This is a genomic window from Sphingobacterium bambusae (assembly GCF_033955345.1).
GTDB classification, from domain to species: Bacteria; Bacteroidota; Bacteroidia; order Sphingobacteriales; family Sphingobacteriaceae; genus Sphingobacterium; species Sphingobacterium bambusae.
Genome location: NZ_CP138332.1, coordinates 4960672 through 4983310, shown reverse-complemented (window position 1 = coordinate 4983310; position 22639 = coordinate 4960672). Strand labels below are relative to the sequence as shown.

Genomic DNA, 22639 nt, shown 5'->3' with positions numbered 1-22639 from the left:
ATCAACAACACAAACCGCTACCAACCGAGTAAACAACTATGCCATTAAGGGAGATAAAAAGACTTCGAGCGCTGGACCGTTTTCTCAGTATACAATTCGAAAATGAAAAAGAAGTACGCGATTTGGTGCAACTCGCCGCTGAAGTATGTTCTGCACAGATTGCCTCGATCACCATATTAGATACCGTTGCTCCCCATTTTCATTACAATTGGGGCATCACGCCAGAGAACAACTATTGGCATGAGGCCTTTTCCGATATACCGATCGTTGGCCAACGTCCTTTTATTGTACAAGATACTTGGCAAGAACCAAAACTACTCAACAACCCCTATGTTTTGGGCGCCCCCTTTATACGGTCTTACGTAAACGTTCCCTTATTGACCCACGATGAACATAAGGTGGGAACGCTATGTGTATTGAGTGACCATTGCCTTACCCTCTCCGAGACGCAGCTATCGATGTTAAGCATCCTGGCCAAACAAATCGTGCAATTGTTTGAACTGCAAGCGAGTATTATGCTTCTCAAAGAGAAACTGGAAGATGTGCGTCTTTCGCAGATACGATTAAAGTCCTTTTTTAACAGTAAACTTGTCCTTCATCTCCTATTAGATACAAATTTCCGAATATTAAGCTACAACACCATATTCGCAGACCTTGTTTTTGAAAACTGTGCGGAAGACCCAAAAGAAGGCGATGACGTACGAAGATACATACAGAAACACAGTGCTCTGGAATTAATGCAAAGCTACAAACTCGCGCTAAAAGGCGAACCTAGCGTGGTGCATGTGGATTCTAAAAGCGAAAAAACTCATCTTTATTGGCTCGTTTATTTTGAGCCGGCCCTAGATCCTGAAGACAATATTATTGGTGTATCTTGCAATGCGCTGGACGTTACACAAAAAGTGAAACAGGATGCGCGATTGACTGAGCAAAATGAACATTTGCGCAGGGTAACCTTCTACCAATCTCACGAGCTACGCAGGCCCGTATCCTCTATTTTGGGCATTGCCGAATACCTTGGTGAAAAATTTGGCAAGGATATGCCCGAAGAAATAGCCATGCTTAAATTGAGCACCAGAGAACTGGACGAAAAAATCAAAAATATCGTCAACCTAACCGACTTCAATAAGCATTAATCAACACGATTTCGGTAAAAGTGGTAGCTAAAACCGTAATCCATACACCAACGACAGATTTGGAATTGCTGAACTTTGTTTTTAACAAAACGATGTAGAACTAAAAACAGCAATCGTATGAACAGTAACAATCGACGAGATTTTCTAAAAACGGCCGCGCTAGGTGTCCCTTCACTACTATCTTTCACATCGACGGCCTTCGCATCAAACGGAAGTACACAATCCAAAACCGATGGATCCGCGAGCCGAGTTTTGGGATCGGGAAAGCAAGCCCTAAAGGTATCTTCATTAGGATTAGGTTGCATGGGCATGAGCTACCACCGCAGTTTCGTGCCGGATCGAGGCGCCATGATCAGCTTGTTAAGAAAAGCGAAAGACATGGGCGTTACACTTTTTGATACCGCGGAAGCTTATGGTCCCATCATAAATGAGCAGTTGGTTGGCGAAGCACTGGCACCCTTCCGCAAAGAGATAATCATAGCAACAAAATTTGGATTCAAAAATGGTATTCCAAGCGAAGGACTGGATAGTCGCCCCGAACGTATTCGACAGGTCGTGGAAAATTCACTCAAGCATCTGCGCACCGATTATATAGACCTCTTGTATCAACATCGCGTAGATCCACAGGTTCCCTTGGAGGAGGTCGCTGGCACGGTGAGCGATCTGATAAAGGAGGGCAAGGTAAAACATTTTGGAATGAGCGAAGCAAGCGCTGCACAAGTGCGCAAAGCACACGCGATACAACCGCTAACGGCACTGCAAAGTGAATATTCGTTAATGACCCGCTCACCAGAACAACATGTTCTTAACACATGTGAAGAGTTGGGCATCGGTTTCGTACCCTACTCGCCGCTTAGTCGCGGAATGCTCTCGGGCTATCTCCATGAACGCACGAAATATAATGCGGCGAACGACAATCGGCCGTCACTACCCCGCTACCAAAAAGAAGCGGTTATAGCAAATTGGCCCCTAATAGAGATCTTGAAAGATTTTGGCGACCAACGCGGGCTCACCGCGGCACAGGTGGCACTAGCCTGGCTACTGGCTAAAAAAACTTTTATTGTCCCTATACCGGGCACAACAAAAGCGGCGCATCTACACGAAAACCTTGCGGCCGCCGACTATAGCTTTGACCCTAGTGAACTGGAACAGCTTACCGCAGCCCTATCGGCTATAAAAATAGTCGGTGATCGATACACCGGTATATCAGCGACACAAACCGGTCAATAATTCCTTTGGTACTATCGCACAGCAGCACCGGGCACAACACAGCGTAGGGATCGATCGACAACGATCCCTACGGCGCCGCTGATCTTTCCGTCTTGCCAGCCACATAGGCCTCAGCAAGCGCTCGTAAATGCCGCACCACCTCCGCATATCGCGGATCAGCGACCAAATTAACGAGTTCATGCGGATCGTTTTCAGCATCCGTTAAGAACGCGCCTTCGCCAATGCCAAAAAACTGCGCATAACGCCATTTCTCGGTGCGCACGGCCACCCCGGTAATGCCTTTACCATGTTCATTCCAAACCGTGTAGGCCGGTCGATCCCAAGAAGAACGGGGATCTGCTAGCAGCGGCGCCAAACTCAAGCCTTCAACACCTTCCGGCTGAGGCAATCCGCAAAGTTCGGCCAGCGTGGGATAAATATCCAATAGCTCCACGACGCGCGGAGACGATTGTCCATTGCCTTGTGCGCGCGGATCAACAAGGAGAAACGGCACCCTAGTTCCTTGCTCCCATAATGACCCTGCTTTTGACCATTTGCCGCGCTCGCCCAGTTGATAACCGTGATCACTCCAAAAAACAATAATGGTGTTTTCCCGTAGCCCTTGGTCTTCCAACTCCTGTAGAACACGCCCTACATTCCAATCTACATAACTTACACAGGCCAGGTAAGCCAAAGTCATGGCGCGAGCCTCCTCTACCGATGCCGAACGGTTGACAAAAAGATCCGCATTGCGCGGGCGAATTGATCCGGCGGGAAATCCATAAGGAATGGAGGGGAGTGATGCAAAATTCGGAGGCAATTGTATATCATCTTGATTATAGAGATCAAAAAAACGCTTTGGCGCAATCAATGGTGCGTGCGGCTTTGAAAAGCCACAGGCTATAAAAAATGGCTTATCGGCATCTTTGCTGGATCGAATATAGGCGATAGCCTGATCAGCAACCTTGGTATCGCCAAGGGATAGCGCCTGCTCATCGGGAACAGCCTCCCAGCGATCGGGCTTTACCTGCGGGTTGGCACCTGGGGCTACCTTAGGCATATTGTTCCAAATTCCTCGATAAAATTCTTCAACGCCCACAGATCCCGGACCTTCCACGGAAATAGGATTTTGATGCAAACGTTGCTCTCCACCTTCTACCCATGCCTCGGTATCATCGATACCACCATGAAAGATTTTGCCTGTACGAAGGGTAAGGTATCCCTGTTGCTTAAAATATTTGGGTAAGCTTACCCAATCTGGGAAACTGGCGCCAAACCACTCCCTATTGCCATACAAACCGCTTGTCGTTGGCCGTCTTCCGCTGAGCAAAGAGGCTCGAGACGGTCCGCACAACGGGTATTGGCAGTACGCCCGTTCAAACAGCACCCCATCTTTTGCCAACTGATCTAGATTTGGTGTCTTTGCTCGCTGAACACCATAAGCATGAAGCTCCGTACGCATGTCATCCGACACCAAAAACAGAATGTTCATTGGCTTTTTCGTACTATGCTCATCGTTTTCTTGCGCAAAAACGTTCCCTTGCATCACCCCTAACAGTATAGCAAACAACAAAACGAGATTCTTGGTACATAGATAGGATTCACTTTTTGATGAAATGACCCTTGGTACGAGAAGAACTAACGCCGGTACTGTTGAAAAGAACGATCGCACCCAAATCCGATGGCTTAATTGACGTAAAAATAGAAGCATGTTAGTATGTATTGGTATTTTTCAAAACTAAGCAATGTTCAAACATCAACAAAATAAATAAACTACTAAATTACTAGTCTTTTATAAAAACCTTTTATTTGCTTCATCGAGAAGGGATATTTACTTACAATACAACAGAAAGTAGTTGACAAAAATCAATATGACTGCTTATTGAAAATCAAGTGTATACGTAGAAAAACGATATTTCACTTGGTACGCTGCGAATTTCTACTTAAATTACACAGTGGTAACGATTTTTATCAAAAAGCGGCATATTCTTTGCCAGTATTTTTGACGTTCCGATGATTGAACAATAATCAAATTAAATAAGTATTCGTAAACCAAGCATGAAACACGCAGCGTGAAAACAGTGGAAGCAATAACAATTGAAAGCAGAAGCGAACGCAAATTACGTCTATCCGGTCGCATTGCACAGCAGAAAAAATACTTTAAAATTGGTATTTTCTCGTCGATAAGCATCATTGCACTATTGGTGCTTTATTACTTATACGCCCCTTCTTCTTTCATCTATCTATTGGGTTTTATATTTATTTTCAATCTACTATCTATTATCGGATTAGTCTACTTCATCCGTATTTTCCTGCGTAATAAACATTAACAAAAAAAGCATGCGCATCGCTTTAAGAAAACAAAAAGTGAATACGCATCGCCAGAATAACATATGCGCCATAGCGCCTTTAAGTACCTAATGGCACGTTACTCATTTTGATATTCGTGCTAGTTATTCCTGTAAAACAATTCGTTGCCAGTTTTTGGAGCTTCTTTAGCATCTTCCAAAGGCAGTAGCAAACTAAAACAACTTCCTCTTTCTTCACGACGGATATCCATAGACCAGCCTACGCGAGCAATAAGATCTTGACACAGCGATAACCCGAGTCCCATCCCCTTTTCATTCTCCGTACCCTTTTTGCTTTCCATTAACTCGCCCTTTTGCAAACGTTGTAACACAGCGACATCCATACCCGATCCAAAATCACGCACAAAAAAACGAAGCATACCTTCTTTATCGCCTAGCAAGCCGATCTCTACCGTTCCGCCGATATCAGAATACTTGATGGCATTGCTCAGCAAGTTGCGTAACACAAAGTTGAAAATATCCACATTACCTTGGATAGCCTGCGATGAATCGATATGCTGTTCGATATGTAACCCTTTCTTTTTGCTCTGCGTAGCAAAAAGACTGATCGCCTGGTCTACTTGCTCTTTCAAGGAAAATGTGACTTTGGTATATTCGTTGCCACGTAACTGCCCGGCAGTCCATACCAATACATTGTCCAGCAAGGCCTTGGAAACGCCTACCTGCCCTTTCACACTGGATGTAACCTCTTTAAGGGACGCTTCATCCAATTGGAGCACATCTACGTATTCCAGTAGCATGGATAGTTCTTGAAAAGGGGTACGAAGATCGTGGGAGGCTAAGGACAAGATTTTGAGTTTGAAATTTTCCGCAGCTAAAAGTTCCTTCTGTTGCTCTTCGATTTTTGCAATGTGGTCCTCTAACTGTTCATTAGATGCACATAACTTCGTTCGTTCTTTTTTTAACTCACGCTTTCGGCGTAAAAGATGTACAATCAGAAATCCTATAATAACCTTGCTCAACAGCACAGCTCCCAACAGCAGGTAAATAACTTGATTTTCTTTCATTTCATAAACTCGGTAAAAGAATAAGTCACGAATTTACGACAAAAAAAGTTTTTAAAAAATAATATCCGGTGATAAACCAGTTATTGCTTGGGCAAACTCGACATATCGATCCAAACGTAGGGTCGACTTAAGAGCTGCTCGGGCATCACATAATTTTCTAACAACTCGTGATCAACCGCATTTTTGAATGTTGCCAGCTCTGCCTCTTCAACATGCATCGCCCTAAATATGGCATACTCCTCATGGAAATCGAGATCTGCACAAAGAACATTCACTTGCCGATCATCAATGTAGCGCAAAGCTTCAAATGCCGATAGTCTACGCAGGTTATTGGCCACTCGATCAAACTTCTCCATCTCCTGCCTCTGGTGAAAAGGATAGTTTTCCAATAAAAAATTCCGATATAGACTTCGATCAGCATTGCGTAGTGCTTGGTTGCGCACGAGTAGTCTCTCTGGACTGAACTCAAAATTAAATTTCTGTGGGCTTTCATAGAATCCATCTACAGCATTATAGCCCCATAACCTTTCTTTCCATTCCATATAAAAAAAACAAACATTTGTACGGAATGTTTTGTAGAATTTGAGACCATGCCCCTTGGATACCACGCATAAAATGAAAAACAAAATACTTATTAAAAGTCATTTATTTGGTATAGAAATTGTTACCAAAATCATTTCATGCATCTTGCATGAGCACAGAATGATCATTTACAAATTTTAAAAACATGCAACAAGGAAAAGTAAAGTTTTTTAACGAAACAAAAGGATTCGGTTTTATTACGCCATCTAATGGAGGCAAAGACATTTTCGTACATTCTACCGGTTTATTGGGAAATATTCGGGAGAACGACACTGTCGAATATGAAACCGAAGAAGGCAAAAAAGGGATCAACGCAAAAAATGTACGTGTAGTAAGATAACGTTTTATTCCGTCGGTAACAACCGGCATCCAGCACGCAGCCGTCTCTTGTGTAGGTATTAACGAACGCAGGAGACGGCTGTCTTTTTATTTGATAGCGACTTACTTCATCGATCAATACTGCGACTCTCGAAGCTACTATTAAATTACTTCAGTATCCACTCCCTTCTTTTAGAACAATATCTCCAAAAAAAAGCGATCTCAGCAGGTAGTTTTCAGCACGCGACCCCGTCAAAATACCTGTTCTTTAAGCCATAGAATGCTACAGAGATTTCAGCGAGTAAATTGGCCTATATTTGCTTATGATTACTACTCCAGAAGACATTCTCAACGTCCTGAACCAAGTGCCGCAAGCTACAGCGATATACGACAGTGAAGACTTACATATTGTCTATGCCAATCGCGATATGCTTGATATGTGGGCGACCACAGCAGAGGTTATTGGCACCAATCTGGGCGACAGCTTTCCTGAATTCGCGGTTCAGGGTTTTGTTGACATCCTACAAGGGGTTTGGCAAACTGGAGAAATATACCGAGCGCAAGATGTGCCAGCAAACATCCTAATTGATGGTATTCCCACTACTTTTTACTTTGATTTTGAATACCGTCCCCTTTTGAATGCGGAGAAAAAGACCTATGCGATTTTGCACACAGCACAAGAAGTATCTAGCAGATTAGAGGCTTGGGCCACCGTGCGCAAAAAGGAAATGCTAGAAGCTGCGTTGAACGAAGAACTACGCGCCAGTATTGAAGAGCAGCAAGCGCTGACCGAAGAATACATGGTTATCAACGAGAAACTATCCAACACGGTTGACGAACTTAGCAACTCCTATAAACAACTAGACTTAGCACTCGACCAGTCAAGGCGTGCAAAGGAGGCCGCGGATCTTGGAATATTCGATTTGGATGTAAAACAGGATATCCTGATTTGGGATGATCGATGCAAAGAACTTTTTGGTGTACCGAGAGAAAGCGAAGTGAGCTATACCCGCGATTTTGTGGCTGGGCTTCACCCCGAAGATAAGCCAAACACGTTGGCGGCTGTCAAACATGCTTTCGATCGTCAGGCTAGCGATGGACGATACGATGTGCATTACAGGACTGTAAATATACAAACAGAAGAGGTGACTTGGGTACATGCCGTTGGCACGGTCTATTTCAATGAAATTGACGAACCGATCCGTTTTATAGGTACCGTTATGGATGTGACAGCATCTGTGCATGCCAGAAAGCTGTTGGAAGATAGGGAACGTCGGTTGCAGGAAGCCAATGAAGAACTTGCGGCTACGATGGAGGAGCTGACCGACGTAAACAGTGACTTGGCTACGGCCAATTTGCAACTGCGAGAGTCCGAAAAGACCAACAGCGAAGTTAACGATCACCTGAGACGTGCTTTTGAACAGCTGTCGCAAAGCGAACGACGGTTGAATTTAGCCCTCTTATCGGCAAAAATAGGTATTTGGGAATTCAATATTGTGGATGAGATCGTCGTGTGGGACCAACGTAGCCAAGAATTGTTCGGTGCTCCACAAAAAGACGAAATTCCCTATCAGCTGGCCTTGACATATATACATCACGAAGATAGAAAAGCTGTTGCCGAAGCCATAGCTTATGCACGAACTCCGGCTTCAGCAGGGTATTACGATATACAATTCCGGACGATAGGTGATCAAAACGAGCGCACAGTGTGGGTGCAAGCAAAAGGAAGAGCCTATTTTGATGAAACCAATAGTCCGATTCATTTTTCCGGAACCATCCTAGATATCAGCGATCGCGTGCTTGCGCAACAACGTATCGACGCATTCAACCGCGCTATTGCGCAGAATGCCTTGGAGCAGCGCTTAATTGTTGATGCCGGAAAGATAGGCACCTTTTCCTTTAATCCGGAAACCAAGGAAACGATCATCAACAAACATGTGCGCGCTATGTATGGCTTGGACGATAGCAGTCCCTCTGATGCCGAAGCGATTTTTGGCTATCCGATTGTTATCGCCGATGTGGAACAGGAAACCAACATCTTGGAGGTTATCCTTGAAAAGAACAACTTTGATTTGGAGTTCGTAATGAATCGCCATGTAGATGACAAACGCTGGCTACGCATGGTCGGAAGTCGTATTTGGAACGAAGAAAACCAAAACCTAATGGCCTATGGTGTAATCATCGATTTTACGGTGCAGAAATTGGAAGAAAAGCGTAAGCTAGACTTTCTCGGTATCGTTAGCCATGAACTACGCTCGCCATTAACTTCACTATCGGGCTACCTACAGATCCTACAGCACAAAAGCAAAAGTTTGGAAAACCCGCAGATGCACGATTTGATAGCAAGTGCCAACCGACAAAGTGCACGCATGAAACTGCTCATAGAAAGCTTTTTGGATATCGCCAGAATTGGCGAAGGCAAGTTGCGCTTGAACAAGCATGTCTTCTCGCTCAAGGAGCTGATATCTACCATCGGGCAGATGCTTCAACAGACGGTCAGCAGTCACAACTTCGTGTTCGACATGGAAGAAGAACATCAGATTTCCGCCGACCGTGATAAAGTGGAACAGGTGATCATAAACTTCATCAACAATGCCATAAAGTACTCCCCCAGCGGAAGCGACATTCGTATTGAGGCTCGAAAAGACCAAGATAGCCTATACGTAGGGGTCTCTGACGAAGGATCGGGTATTGCAGAGGAAGACCAACAAAAAATATTTACCCGCTTTTATCGGATAGAAAATACACAAACAGATATTGTAAGTGGATTTGGTATAGGCTTGTATGTATCAAAAGAGATCATCAACCTCCATGGCGGCAGTATTGGCGTCAAAAGCCAACTTGGCTTGGGAACCACTTTTTGGTTTAACATTCCCGTTTCAATAGCAGGGAAAACGTATGAAAGTTAAGCGCAATATCGCTTAACTAGCAAAAGACGGTGAACGTTTTTTCCTATCGTCCTGAACGATGTGCTTCCAATATTGTTCAACGTTAGATATGAAGCAAAACGATTCTAAGACCGTCGCCATTATTGGCGCTGGCGCAAGTGGCACCGCCTGTTTTCTGCAACTCGTCCTGAAATACGTCCTGCAGCGACCTCCCCATCCGTTGCGTATTCTTATCTTCGAAAAAAGAGAGCATTTTGGAGAAGGGTTGGCTTTCGGAACGGGTCAGGAAGGACACCTCCTCAACACGAAAGCTGGGTTGATGGGTATCTTTCCGCATGAGCGGATGCATTTTGTTCAATGGATGCACCAAAGCCATGATAGGATCGCCCAACAATTTCCGCAAGTGAGTGTACACCCAGATGCTTACCCTCCACGCATGCTTTTTGGCCAATACCTACACGAAATGTTTTCGTCATACTGCACGCTTGCACAACAGGAAGGTATTTCCGTCGATCTTATCCGCGCCGAGGTCGTTGATGCAACCTGGACAAGAAAGAACATACTGATCCTAGAAACTGATGAGGGTAAGCGGCACACCGTCGACTACAGCATATTGGCAACCGGAAATACCGCATCAAATGCCTTCGGCAAACTGAGAAAACAGGCTAACTTCATTTCTTCGCCTTGGCCTTCAAGCCGCTTGTTACATCAAATAGCAGATAAAAGCGCTCGTGTAAGTATTGTCGGTAGTAGTCTAACGGCGATAGACGCACTTATCACCTTGATAGACAATGGTCATCGAGGGCCTATTAGCTTCTTTTCTCTGAAGGGACTATTGCCTCGTGTGCAATCGCCTACCGAAATTCCCTACGAACGAAAGGTTTTAACGTTGGCCAATGTGCGCAAGTCGATCCGCGAGAAACAAAAGCCATTGCGTTTCACCGACTTGATTCGTATGTTTCGTTCGGAAGCAGAGAGCTATCTGGAAAAACCAATAGACTGGCTAGCTGAAGAACGGGAGCACCGTAATCAGCTGACTCTTCTCGATGAGGATATAGCCTTGGCAACCGGCAAGCAATGTCTCCTGCAAAACATCCTGTATTCGCTTCGCGAGGAAACTTATGCCATCTGGAAACTGCTTCCTGTTGATCAAAAGCTGCTGTTCCTAAAATGGATGAAGCCCTACTTTGATATAAATAGACATGCAATGCCTGTAGAGAATGCTATTAAGATTCAGCATGCGTTGCGCTCAGGTCAACTAAGCATTATTGGAAACACCGATGACATCGTATGGAACGGCCATTGCTTTGTCTTAACCACCGAGGATGGAAATTCAAGCGAGGCAGACTTTGTAATCAATGCCTCGGGACCAACCGTCACTGTCAGCGAAATGATCGATCAACCCCTGCTCCCTCGTATGCTGAAAAAAGGTTATATAGAAGCGCATCCAGCAGGCGGGATAAAGGCGGACTTGGAAAGTTTACGTGTTCAGCACTCTCGGCGGAAAAGGCCCTCTCCTTTTTATGTCATCGGCCACCAACTTGCTGGCTTGCAACTCGACATAAATGCGCTTTGGTTTAACGTTGAACAGGCGGACATCTTAACCGACGACCTACTCAAAAACCTAGGCTAATGGATTTATTACAAGCACTCGCAACAAAGGTATTGCCTTTATACATTTTTATGTTGATTGGCTGGGGCGTCAACAAGAAATGGGGAATGGATAGCCGCTGGATATCGAAATCCCTATTGTTTCTGTTTATCCCTTTCCTGATCATTGAAAACCTGCTGAAGGCAGATTTGCAAGAGACAGCAGTTATTGGTTCCATTATTTTCATATTGGCTCTTGCTATGAATATACCCGCCATCATCTGCAAGAAAATAGTCCATAAAGACTTCGACGGCAACCTGCTGAAGGGCGCTTTTTCCTACTATAATATCGGCTGGTTTGGTATTCCTATTGTGATGGCATTGTTCGGTGAGCAACAAATGCCATTAATCATTAGTGCATACGTAGGCAATGCCCTCTATGGCGACACAATCGGCTTCTTTCTGATGTCGCGAACGAAAGGAATATCAGCGAAAGAAGCCGCTTTGAAAGTATTTAAAATTCCGGCGATATACGCCTGTGCGCTAGCGATCGGACTTAACATAGCCAACGTGGAGCTGCCCAAAGTGATGGAGGAAGTGGCTAATGTGGTAAGTTGGATAGTTTCCTCATTGGGCATGTTCATCATCGGCCTCACGTTGGGCAGCATAGACTTCAAAAAGGTGGCCTATGCCTCGCTCGGCAAAATTATGGGTCTGCGGTATGTCGCAGGTGCGCTCGTCCTCCTCCTGTTGGTACTTCTCGAAAAAAACTTCATCACCGTTCTAGACGAGGAACAGCGCATGTTGATGATCCTGATGGCAAGTTTTCCTATCGCAGCCAACTTGGTTGTCTTTGCTTCGTTTTTAGAGACAGAAGAGGAAGATGCCGCGGTTTTAGTGGGTGCTTCGTCTATTATCTCCTTAATCTTGACGCCGGCCCTTAGTCTACTCCTATTTTAAAAAGAATCTATAAAGAAAACCCTGTGTTTTAAGCGCTTGTAAATAGCGTTCAAAACACAGGGTTCAATACATTATCCGCTAGATAGCGCCTGTTTAATTTTTATACCACACGGGTCCGGGTTGGTCGCCCATTTGGAATTCTAAGGTAGCTCCGGCAAGTAGTTGATCATGGGTGATATAACTTGTGTCCAATGGTTTACCATTCAGCGAAACAGATTGCACATAGATATTCTTCTTACTCACGTCTTTCGCCAGCACGGTAAAGGTTTTCCCGTTATCCAACTGTAGTTTTGCAGAAGGAAAAGTCGGCTTACCCAACTCATATCTTCCACTCACGGGATCTACCGGATAGAAACCCATAGCACTCAACACATACCAGGCAGACATCTGTCCACAGTCGTCGTTGCCACTCAAGCCCGCCGGATTATTCAAATATAGCTCTTGCATTACCTTTGCTATATAAGCCTGTGTTTTCCAAGGCTGCTTCACTTCATTGAACAGGTATATGACATGGTGGCTCGGTTCATTACCGTGCGCATACTGACCGATCATACCCGTACTAAAGATTGGCAAAGAAGCGGTATCTGTCGAATGAAAAGTAAACATACTGTCCAGTTTTGCTGCAAAACGCTGCTCACCGCCAACCAACTTGACCAAGCCTTTTATATCATGCTGCACCGACCAAAAATACTGCCAGCCATTACTCTCACAAATATGTGCGCTGTACTCCTCTGGATCAAAGTCTGCAATAAATACTCCTTTACTGTCGCGCGGCTGCATAAAGCTGCTGCTTGGGTTATACACATTTTTATAATGTTCGGCACGTTTAAAGAAGGTATCCGCGATATCGGTCTTCCCCATCTTCTTGGCCATTACGGCAACACAATAATCATCAAAAGCATATTCCAATGTGCGGGATAACGACCAGTTTTCGGCATTGTATTTATCGGTAACGTCATAAGGAACGTAGCCCAACTGTTTGTAGAGTCCAATACCGCGATACGCATCAGTGTTAGCGCTGGCTACACAAGCGGCCAGTGCTTTCTCTGCATCAAAATTACCAATACCTTTGAGGTAGGCGTCCACAATAACAGGGATTGCGTGGTTGCCGATCATCATATCGGTTTCGCTACCGTAGAAATTCCATACCGGAAGACGGCCATGTTGCTCGTAAAAGCTAATGAACGATTTCACCATATCGTTGACACGATCTGGCGCCAGCATTGTGAACAGCGGATGTGAGGCACGATAGGTATCCCAAAGGGAGAATGTACTATAGTTGATTCCGCCATCGGTTTTGTGAATCTTCCGGTCAGCCCCCAAATAGGAACCATCAACATCACTGTAGATGGTAGGCGTTAACATACCGTGATATAGAGCCGTATAAAACTTAACCTTATCATCTTGATCGTTTCCTTCGACCGCGATTTTACCCAACTCTTTATTCCATGATTCTTTTACCTCGCCGTAATAGCGATCGAAATCATCTGTCGGCACTTCTGCCTCCAGATTTTTTTGCGCACCTTCCATGCTCACGCCCGAAATTGCGGTGTTAACAAGGATCTGCTCCCCCTTTTGGGTTGAAAAATCAAACCGAGCAACGAATGCTCTCGGTGTTTTGCCCGCCGTCCCTTGGGGACCACTAGGGCCAACCACCGCTACGCCATCGTTGGCCACTGCTATTGCAGTCGTATCTAAATTAACCTGTTTGAATGGCTTCGAAAAGCGTGTATAGAAAAAAACACGTTGGTTTCGCGCCCATCCATCCGAGTATCTGTAACCTTTAATCGTTACGGAATCCACCACTTCAATATACGAGTCTTGCGTGGCATCCCAGTTCATCGCCTTCTTAAGATTGAGGTAGATGGCAGCATCAGCCTCCGGAAAAGTGTAGCGCTGTATCCCACAACGCGCCGTGGCCGTAAGCTCCACATCAATATCATAATCGAGCAATTTCACTTGGTAGTAACCTGCAGAGGCACGCTCCTGGTCGTGAGAAAACGCAGAATAGATGCCTAGCGGTGCTTCGGCTTCGCGCACAGGCAACGTGACCGGCATAAACGAAATATCGTAAAGATCGCCAGCGCCGGTACCACTCAAATGGGTATGGCTGAATCCAGCGATAGTGCTATCAGGATAAAAATACCCCGAAATGCGGTCCCAACCGGGCAGGCCATTATCCGGGCTTAGCTGCACCATCCCAAATGGCGACTGTGCACCGGGGTAAGTATTCCCTGTAAAATCAGTGCCAATGAAGGGGTTCACCAAATCAGCGTAGGAGGTTTCCCCTTTGTTGTCCAAAGCGGCACATCCTACCAGCGTCAAACCGGTCAATACGGTAAAAAAGAGCTTTCGTTTCATATGTTATGGATACACTGTGAAAGATGTCACTCAAAACAGCTAAAGCGTTTGAGCGAACAATCAAATACGGTTCTTGAATGCAAATGTAACCAACAAGTTCTATTGAAGACAACTTTTATTTCGCATTTGTAGTATTGGGCAAAAGCATAAAAATTCGCCAAATAAAAAAGCCACGCTCGGAAGCATGGCTTTTTTCAAGTTACGTTATTAACAAATTAATCGACCAATCGAGCGGCATCACGCAAGGCCTTGATTTCATCGTGTCCTTCGTTGATTTCTGTTGCTTGCTTGCTCACCGTCGACAATGCTTCGCCGGTTAACTCACCTTTCTCCAAGGCCGTCTTATAAGCCGCTTTAATGGCGTCCTCGCCTCTTTCTGCTTCATTTAAGATGCTAACGCGGTCTGATCCACCGAACAAAGACTTTACGTCGATCCATGCACGATGCAAGGTGCCTGCTACGCTGTTGCCCGTTTCAATATCACCACCGTGACTAGCCACTAACGCACTTAGCTCTTGACTGAACTTACGGCTCTGCTCACTATAGCGTTGAAAAATTGCTTTTAGGTCAACGTTTTCATCGTTGATATCTGCTAAAGCTTTTTCGAATCCTGCTACACGATCATTATTGATCTCTGTCAAATCATTTAAAATTGCTATACTTCCCATATTGATATATTATTAAAATTGTATTTTCTTGTTATTTATCCTAAGATCGCTGTAAGGTCAATGTCGCTTTTTCTACCGCTTGAGCAGTGTTCGCTTTCGCCATCTCCTTTTCTGTAACGATATTGCGAAGAGCCGCGCTCGAAAAACGATGCCTACGCTTGGTGTAATGTAATGCAATGCCTTCTGCGATACAGTATTGCTTACCCAAAAAATTGGAATCTTTATATTCCTCGCCAACAAAACGAATATCGACCGCCAAAGACTGCAACATATCCATCACGTCGCTATCAGATTCAAAAGGCACGATTTCATCCACAAATTGACAGCCTTCCAATTTGATAAAGCGTTCTACCATGGTTTGTGCGGCCATATTTCCGCTAGCTGCGTCAGGCATATCAGCCTGTAGCGCTACGATCAGGTAGTCACAATTTCGCTTTGCCTCCTCAAGCATCACCAAGTGTCCTAAGTGCAGTAGGTCGAATACGCCAAATGTTATTCCTATCTTCATTTATTATCTGATTATGGTAACGAAAAACCAACTACGCATTTGCGCGCTTTGGCGAGAAGTCCAAGTTTTCCTTCAAATTGACAATGGCTGTATCGACAACCTCCTGCTTCGTTGCTATGATCTGCCGTAGCGAAGAACTGGAAAAACGGTTTTCCCGTCTGTTGAAGTAGAGCTCGATTCCTTTTTCTTCACAATATCCCCTACCCGTAAAATTCTTGTTGATATATTCGTCCCCCAAAATGCGTACATGCAATTTGTAGGAACGTAAGATATCTTCTAAATCTTGCTCCGTTGCATAGGGTATAATTTTATCGACATGTTTACATCCTCGAAGCTGCATATATCTTTCAAAAACCGTTTGTGTCGGCTTATTTTTCTCTGGCCTATCCAAGGTAGGATTGGTTTGCAAACCGCATATTAGATAATCGCATTGATCTTTTGCATCTTCAAGCATTTTAATGTGTCCTGCATGGAGGAGGTCGAAAGCGGAGAAAGTGATACCTATTTTCATCGTATAAATGTTATGTTTTTCGTCAAAAAAAATCAACATGCGAAAATCGCATTCGCTACACGGCGCCAAAGAGATGTTAAAAATTTCGATCGTCTTCTTGCGATGTGTAGGGTAAAAACGCTGATTAATCAAAGAAGTTTTAGTTTTCCGGCGCTATTTTCACCGGATGAAACAAAACAGGAGTTTGTACGATAATCTGATATTCAAATGATGTAAAAACATCCGCACGAACAGGTGTTTTTACACCTACTTGCATATTTTACGTAGTTTTTTAGTCAAAATCTACGGCTAAAGAAACGAGTAAAGGATAGGGAGCAATCATGGCTTTGGGAAATACGGTAAACGGAGATCCATCAGATAACCACTATCCATAGATCATAGCTGAACGCTTTGGTATAAAGTAAAAAACGGATCACATTATCTTGTGTAATGTGATCCGCTAAAAAATCTGATGGATTCGCAAGAGCCCAAGCAGGCTATTAAAAATCAAGATCTCCTTGACGCCCCGTATCTGCCTTTTGTCCTGTTAAAGCACCCGCAGCCACTTTAATTAGGGTGATCAACTTATTGGATTTGTTATCCCAATAATGTGCTTCCGACGGAACGATCTTCAAGACGCGGATGCGCGGATCATCTTTTCCTTTATCAAACCAGCCTTCCATCATCTTATTCCAATATTTCTCGATGCGCTCTTTATCGCGGCTCACCACCGCATGCCCGTTGATACTTAAAAAACTATACTTATTAATATCGCTGTAAAGTAGCGTAGCTTTATCCTGCTGTTCAAAATGCGCATACGAATCGCTCTCGTTGGAAAATAGAAACCAAATAGCACCTTCGTCATCCACTTCTTGCCTACTCATTGGCACGGCGTGCATATAACCTGTCTCCACTGGATAAGATCCCAACATGCCGATATCCATGGCATCGATCATTTCTTTAAGCTTTGCTATAGCATCTTGTTGCACTAAATTCTCTGTACTCATAATATGTTGTTCAATGATTTATTTCTAAAAAGTAGGGCTAAGACGCTAGGCGACTACGGTATCGATCTAGATCCGCCGTGCTGAGGCTATGCTGAAATTCGCTGATATCCACCCAAACCGCACGGTAACCGATGAGTTCCTGCGGCAACACATTGACTTGCACGATAGCTGTCAACGTTTTGTCCAACGCGAACAATACCTGATCTTCAGCAACGTGGGTTAGCTTGAAAATGCAATCTTCATCATCGATCCAGATATCAGACTGTAATACGCTAACATGACATGCTTTCACCAGCTGCTGCATAGCCAACGGATCGAGCAGCAACAAATTTTGGGATACCATATCGAACTGCAGCATCTCCTCGCGTAGGTTGGCGTGGCCAATCGCAACAAGGTGATCGAAATACATCTGCCGATTTCTCAAGCGCAAGGCCTCATTTTTACAAAGCAGGGTGTCGATTTCCATAGGAAAGTCCAGATCACGAAGATTGTAGGATACCCGATAGTAACTGTCGTAATATTGCCGTTTCGTTTGCCACTTCATATACCCCTAGAACAGTTGCGCCGAGAAAACGTTTTGTTAAATTCCGGTTTAAATCGATAAAACTTTCAGCAAGCAGATTTGTTCTCTTTCCAAGAAAAAACACAGCTATATCACAGCATATGAACGCGCCAAAAGCAACGTACCGACTCCAACTAAATAAAGACTTTACATTCGACCAGTTAAACAGCATCATTTCCTATCTTTCCGATCTAGGCATAGATACCATCTACGCCTCGCCTATCTTTCAAGCCGTCGCGGGTAGCAATCATGGATATGATGGTGTTGACATGCATACGATAAACCCAGAGATAGGCAGCTTGGAGCAGCTCATTGGTATTAAGCAAAAACTGAGCGAGCAACAGATGCGTTGGTTGCAGGATATCGTGCCCAACCATATGGCCTTCCATCCTGCAAACAAATGGTTGATGGATCTGCTGGAGCACGGCCCAGCATCATCTTATCGCGATTACTTCGATAGTAGCCTCAGTGAGGAATGGTTCTCTCAAGAGCAGTTGATGGTACCCGTTTTAGGAAATGATTTAGATGAAGTCATCGAGAATAATGAAATCAATATCACCCTTAATGACAACAAATTATATTTTCAATATTTTGAACAACAATGGCCACTGTCCGCTTTAAGTGTAAAGGAGCTATTAATTGAATTTAACAAAAAGAAAGCTACGTCCCAGCATGCGGAAGAACCCAACACTTCAGCACGATTTGGCGATTTTCTGGCTAAAATCAATGCCTCGCACAGCAAATTGCGCAAGCTTTTAAAAAAGCAACATTACCGCCTTTGCCACTGGCAAGAAACCGACACAAACATTAACTTTCGCCGTTTTTTCACCGTAAATGGACTCATTTGTTTGCAGATCAACAACGAAAAGGTCTTTCAGGATGTACATCGATTTGTTGGTCAATTGCTTGAACAAAAGATAATTGATGGCTTACGTATCGATCATATTGATGGCATTTATAATCCGACACAATATTTAATGGACTTAAGGAGCCTCGTTGGTGAAGATACCTATATCGTTGCCGAAAAGATTCTGGAGCACAACGAGGACTTACCAAACAACTGGCCTATTGCCGGCACAACCGGATATGAGTTTCTTGCTGCTGTAAATAACGTGCTTATTGATGCTAACGGAGAAAAAGCCTTCACAAAAATCTACGAAAAATATGTCGGTAAGCAGCTATCCTTAAAAAGACAACAGCGCAATAAGAAGACCGCGATTTTGACAAAACATATGCAGGGCGAAATGGATCAGCTCGCGCATCTTTTCATCCGACTGCAATTAGCAGATGGCGAACAGGCACCGAAAGCTAGAAATTTAGCGAAGGTCATCCGTTCTTTCCTTGTGCTATTCCCTACATACCGAAGCTATGCCGCATCTTTCCCCTGCTCCGAATCGGATTTCCAAATTATCGATGCCGTATACCAAAAGCTCAAGAAGAATAATCCAGATACGCCTTCGGAGGTGCAGCTGTTTTGGGCAGCATGCAGACGTGCACAACTGGGAGATGACGCCACATATGCAGCGCGCTTTAGCCGCTTTTTTACGCGCTGTATGCAATTTACGGGACCAGCAATGGCCAAAGGTGTAGAAGACACTTTGATGTACACCTACAATCGGTTTCTCGGGACAAACGAGGTGGGTGACCATCCCGCAAATTTTGGAATCGCTATCGAAGATTTCCATGCAGCTATGATCCATCGCCAACGAGCTTGGCCAAAAGCGCTCAATACCACCGCGACACACGACACCAAGCGTGGTGAGGACGCCCGCGCCCGCCTTCAAGTATTGACAGCCTGCCCGGCATTATGGGCTAAGACGGTCAAAAAGTGGCAAAAACAACTTAAAAGTCAGTACCAGCATGCACTGCCACATCCAAATGACCAGTATGCGATATTCCAAGCAATATTCGCCTCCCACCCCATATTGGATCAAGACGAGCATTTTGAAGAACGTTTACTGGCCTACATAACGAAATATCTGCGTGAAGGCAAGGAGCATTCCGACTGGGCGCAGCCTGATGAACAGTATGAGGAAAAGACAGCAGCATTTGCCCGTTTTCTACTAATGGAGGGAAACGATTTTCAGACAATACTACACAAGCTACATGCACAGTTAAATGATTTTGCGATAATCAATTCACTCTGTCAAGTGATGTTAAAGTTTACCTTGCCCGGCATACCTGACACCTATCAAGGTACGGAACTTTGGGACTTTAGCTTCGTTGACCCAGACAATCGTCGCGCTGTTGATTTCGCACAACGGAGCAAGTATCTTACAGACATCTCCCGCATACAACCCAGTGAAAAGGCGTCGACGCTATGGAAAGAGCGAAACAATGGAAAAATAAAATTGTGGTTAACCCAACAACTGGCCATACTCCGTAAGCATGCAGACAGCCTGTCCGAGAAGGCTAGCTACCTGCCACTGACGGTTACGGGCAAATACCAAGCACATATACTGGCGTTTGCTCGGCAACACCGCGATAGCTGGACAATCGTTGTTCTTCCGCTTCATCTAGCTCGCATAGACAAACTGCATAAATGTACGGTAACTGATTTTGACTGGAGCGACACACGTGTCATCCTACCTACAATAGACACAGTAAGCTGGACGGATTGCCTACGGGCGCGCCAAGGCGAGGGCAACGAGTTGCATGTAAACAACCTATTTACAGACATTCCGCTAGCCATCGTGCAATATGAAAGCCAACCCAACAAACGTCAAGCTGGAATCCTCATGTCGATCAGCTCGTTGCCTTCCGATTTCGGTATCGGCGATTTGGGAAAACCAGCGCGAGACTTTGCCCATGCGCTATACAATGCCGGGCAACAGTACTGGCAGGTATTGCCGCTCGGCCCACTTTCCAAAGAGCAGTTTTACTCGCCCTATAGCACGTTAAGTGCTATGGCCGGCAATCCATTATTGATCAGTCTAGAAAGTTTGGCTAGCGCCGGACTCTTGGATGCTAGCGAATTGGAAAGTGCTCATGTTCCGCTATCGAATAGTATCGTATACGATGACGTTGTGCGCATTAAGATGCACTACCTTCATCAAGCATTTAAGCAAGCTCCTTTAGATCAAGATGCCGACTTTGTGGACTTCTGCGCTAGAGAGTCAAGTTGGCTTCATGATTACAGCCTATTCATGGCCTTGCGCAAGCAGCATGGCGAACAGCCTTGGCACATGTGGCCGGCAGCTTTTAAACATCGAGATTCCGCACAGCTGGCAGCCTTCGCTAAAGACCATATCGAAGACATACGATTTGAGCAATGGATACAGTACATATTCTTTAAACAATGGAAAGAACTTAAAGAATATTGTTACCACCTTCATGTTTCTTTCGTCGGAGACATCCCGATTTATGTTGGACACGATGCCGCGGATGTATGGGCAAAGCCCGATTTATTTTCATTGGACAATGACGGGCAGATTCAATTCATAGCGGGCGTTCCTCCCGACTACTTTAATGCGCAAGGACAACAATGGGGTATGCCCGTATTCAATTGGGCTGAACATAAGAAAGAAAACTTCAGCTGGTGGCTACGACGAATCAAGCAAAATTTGGCCTTATACGATTTGGTGCGTTTGGATCATTTCCGCGCTTTCGTGGCCTATTGGCAAATTCCGATGCCGGCCGATAACGCTATAGAAGGACAATGGGTGGAAGCTCCTGGGCCAGCGCTTTTCAAACAGATACAAGCAAACTTCCCCAACATGCCCTTTATTGCCGAGGACCTCGGAGACATCGATGCAGCGGTGTATGACCTACGCGACAAATACAAACTGGCGGGCATGAAAGTCCTTCAATTTGCATTCGGCGACGACATGCCACATTCTACACATGTGCCGCATCACTACGGCAATAATTTTGTGGTATACACGGGCACGCACGACAACAATACCACCGTGGGCTGGTTCAAAGAAGATTTAGATTCCGATGCTCGCAGACGCATGCAATTTTATCTATCGTCCACCGTGTATGCCAAGAATGTGGCAGACCTTCTTATCCGAGCAGCCTATGCCTCCGTAGCGGATACAGTAATCATACCGATGCAGGATGTCTTATCGCTTGGTAAAAAGAATCGAATGAACACGCCGTCAAGCACGACAGGAAATTGGACATGGCGAATGTTACCCGCCGCCTTTAACCAACATGTACAGGAACGCCTGAAATCTTATGCAAAAGGTTACGACAGGATGTGATAGATGTTCAATCTCGAAATTAGGCGATACGTTTTGTATGTAAAGCAATAGTCCATTTGCTACGTTGGCAGTGCGTACACGTTAATGTATTATGCTCAACTATGGTCCGTATGAAACCGCAGTACATACAGGCAAATGGACCTTGCTCTTGCTGAACATCCACTTCTTTATAATGCGAGGGAAACAACGGCAAGCCATACTTTGTTTCCTCGTCACTGTAATATAGCACGCTCATGGTTCCATCCACCTCCAACACGCCTTCACGCACTTGCCCGAGATGCTCGACAGCTAAGTTTCGTAGCTCTGCGAAGAATTCCATCTTCGAGAAGTCGTGTTTATTTTCATTTCGCACATCAAAAACGCCATCTTTAACAATGGTCATCGCCTTTCCTTCCATCGCTGTGGCAACCCATTGAAAACGTGAGGCTGCCCATGTCACCATCTTATAGACAGCTATTACACAAGAAAATACAACCACCGAGTAAAGTACTGGAACATCTTCCTGAAACATCGGATCGCCCGCCGCTGAACCCAAGCTGATAATAATAGCAACTTCAAAAAGCGTTAACTGACGCACGCCCCGCCGACCTGACAATCTCAAAATCAATAATATCAAGATAAACATAATAACCGTACGCCATACGATCTCCCCGACAAAGCCAATCTCTACGCCCATCATAAACAATTTTTCTATTGCTGCCATAAATTCAATTGTTATTTTGAGCTATAACCTTTTTTACCATCAAAAGTTGTTCGGACTATCTAATTAAAATAAAAAA

At 44.7% G+C, this 22639-nt stretch carries 18 protein-coding genes; 8 read left to right on the top strand and 10 right to left on the bottom strand.

Annotated elements, in window-relative coordinates:
• Nucleotides 1-38 precede the first annotated feature (38 nt).
• Entirely contained in the window at nucleotides 39-1136 is a 1098-nt protein-coding gene (locus SCB77_RS20655) for a GAF domain-containing protein (protein ID WP_320183895.1), read from the top strand.
• A 117-nt stretch (nucleotides 1137-1253) separates the two neighbouring features.
• Nucleotides 1254-2366 carry an aldo/keto reductase gene (locus SCB77_RS20650; protein ID WP_320183894.1) on the top strand — a complete coding sequence of 371 codons (1113 nt, stop codon included), beginning with the start codon at nucleotides 1254-1256 and terminating at the stop codon, nucleotides 2364-2366.
• A 67-nt stretch (nucleotides 2367-2433) separates the two neighbouring features.
• Here the strand turns inward: SCB77_RS20650 and SCB77_RS20645 are convergent, their stop codons facing one another.
• Complete coding sequence (locus SCB77_RS20645; protein ID WP_320183893.1) at nucleotides 2434-3837, bottom strand: sulfatase; 1404 nt, start codon at nucleotides 3835-3837, stop codon at nucleotides 2434-2436.
• 589 nt (nucleotides 3838-4426) lie between these two features.
• Here SCB77_RS20645 and SCB77_RS20640 point away from each other — a divergent pair.
• Nucleotides 4427-4675: a hypothetical protein gene (locus tag SCB77_RS20640; RefSeq protein ID WP_320183892.1), complete on the top strand. Its 249-nt coding sequence runs from the start codon at nucleotides 4427-4429 to the stop codon at nucleotides 4673-4675.
• A gap of 119 nt (nucleotides 4676-4794) precedes the next feature.
• Here the strand turns inward: SCB77_RS20640 and SCB77_RS20635 are convergent, their stop codons facing one another.
• Together SCB77_RS20635 and SCB77_RS20630 are read right to left on the bottom strand one after the other, a co-directional pair.
• On the bottom strand, nucleotides 4795-5721 hold the full coding sequence (locus SCB77_RS20635; protein WP_320183891.1) for a sensor histidine kinase: 927 nt from the start codon (nucleotides 5719-5721) through the stop codon (nucleotides 4795-4797).
• An 80-nt stretch (nucleotides 5722-5801) separates the two neighbouring features.
• Nucleotides 5802-6263: a hypothetical protein gene (locus tag SCB77_RS20630; RefSeq protein ID WP_320183890.1), complete on the bottom strand. Its 462-nt coding sequence runs from the start codon at nucleotides 6261-6263 to the stop codon at nucleotides 5802-5804.
• A gap of 185 nt (nucleotides 6264-6448) precedes the next feature.
• Between SCB77_RS20630 and SCB77_RS20625 the strand changes: the two genes are divergently transcribed.
• The 4 genes from SCB77_RS20625 to SCB77_RS20610 all read left to right on the top strand — a co-directional run bounded on the left by SCB77_RS20625 (nucleotide 6449) and on the right by SCB77_RS20610 (nucleotide 12059).
• Nucleotides 6449-6643 carry a cold-shock protein gene (locus tag SCB77_RS20625; protein WP_037502086.1) on the top strand — a complete coding sequence of 65 codons (195 nt, stop codon included), beginning with the start codon at nucleotides 6449-6451 and terminating at the stop codon, nucleotides 6641-6643.
• Nucleotides 6644-6944: 301 nt separating this feature from the next.
• Nucleotides 6945-9530 (top strand): ATP-binding protein, encoded by a 2586-nt coding sequence (locus SCB77_RS20620; protein ID WP_320183889.1) that lies wholly within the window; start codon nucleotides 6945-6947, stop codon nucleotides 9528-9530.
• An 88-nt stretch (nucleotides 9531-9618) separates the two neighbouring features.
• Nucleotides 9619-11142 carry an FAD/NAD(P)-binding protein gene (locus SCB77_RS20615; RefSeq protein ID WP_320183888.1) on the top strand — a complete coding sequence of 508 codons (1524 nt, stop codon included), beginning with the start codon at nucleotides 9619-9621 and terminating at the stop codon, nucleotides 11140-11142.
• Nucleotides 11142-12059 (top strand): AEC family transporter, encoded by a 918-nt coding sequence (locus SCB77_RS20610; RefSeq protein ID WP_320183887.1) that lies wholly within the window; start codon nucleotides 11142-11144, stop codon nucleotides 12057-12059. Before SCB77_RS20615 ends, SCB77_RS20610 begins: the two co-directional genes overlap by 1 nt.
• A gap of 93 nt (nucleotides 12060-12152) precedes the next feature.
• Here SCB77_RS20610 and SCB77_RS20605 read toward each other — a convergent pair whose 3' ends face one another.
• The 6 genes from SCB77_RS20605 to SCB77_RS20580 form a co-directional block, all read right to left on the bottom strand.
• Nucleotides 12153-14420: a GH92 family glycosyl hydrolase gene (locus SCB77_RS20605; RefSeq protein WP_320183886.1), complete on the bottom strand. Its 2268-nt coding sequence runs from the start codon at nucleotides 14418-14420 to the stop codon at nucleotides 12153-12155.
• A 215-nt stretch (nucleotides 14421-14635) separates the two neighbouring features.
• The gene (locus tag SCB77_RS20600) at nucleotides 14636-15088 is read right to left on the bottom strand and encodes a ferritin-like domain-containing protein (protein ID WP_320183885.1); all 453 of its coding nucleotides are present in this window, start codon (nucleotides 15086-15088) and stop codon (nucleotides 14636-14638) included.
• A 40-nt stretch (nucleotides 15089-15128) separates the two neighbouring features.
• The gene (locus SCB77_RS20595; RefSeq protein WP_320183884.1) at nucleotides 15129-15596 is read right to left on the bottom strand and encodes an adenylyltransferase/cytidyltransferase family protein; all 468 of its coding nucleotides are present in this window, start codon (nucleotides 15594-15596) and stop codon (nucleotides 15129-15131) included.
• Between the two features lie 31 nt (nucleotides 15597-15627).
• Nucleotides 15628-16107, bottom strand: a complete 480-nt coding sequence (locus SCB77_RS20590; protein ID WP_320183883.1) for an adenylyltransferase/cytidyltransferase family protein — start codon at nucleotides 16105-16107, stop codon at nucleotides 15628-15630.
• 479 nt (nucleotides 16108-16586) lie between these two features.
• Nucleotides 16587-17093: a pyridoxamine 5'-phosphate oxidase family protein gene (locus SCB77_RS20585; RefSeq protein WP_320183882.1), complete on the bottom strand. Its 507-nt coding sequence runs from the start codon at nucleotides 17091-17093 to the stop codon at nucleotides 16587-16589.
• Nucleotides 17094-17130: 37 nt separating this feature from the next.
• The gene (locus tag SCB77_RS20580; protein WP_320183881.1) at nucleotides 17131-17637 is read right to left on the bottom strand and encodes a hypothetical protein; all 507 of its coding nucleotides are present in this window, start codon (nucleotides 17635-17637) and stop codon (nucleotides 17131-17133) included.
• Nucleotides 17638-17756: 119 nt separating this feature from the next.
• Here SCB77_RS20580 and treY point away from each other — a divergent pair, with 119 nt between their 5' ends.
• The gene (gene treY / locus SCB77_RS20575) at nucleotides 17757-21860 is read left to right on the top strand and encodes a malto-oligosyltrehalose synthase (protein ID WP_320183880.1); all 4104 of its coding nucleotides are present in this window, start codon (nucleotides 17757-17759) and stop codon (nucleotides 21858-21860) included.
• Between the two features lie 19 nt (nucleotides 21861-21879).
• Here treY and SCB77_RS20570 read toward each other — a convergent pair whose 3' ends face one another.
• Complete coding sequence (locus SCB77_RS20570) at nucleotides 21880-22563, bottom strand: DUF421 domain-containing protein (protein ID WP_320183879.1); 684 nt, start codon at nucleotides 22561-22563, stop codon at nucleotides 21880-21882.
• Between the last annotated feature and the right edge of the window lie 76 nt (nucleotides 22564-22639).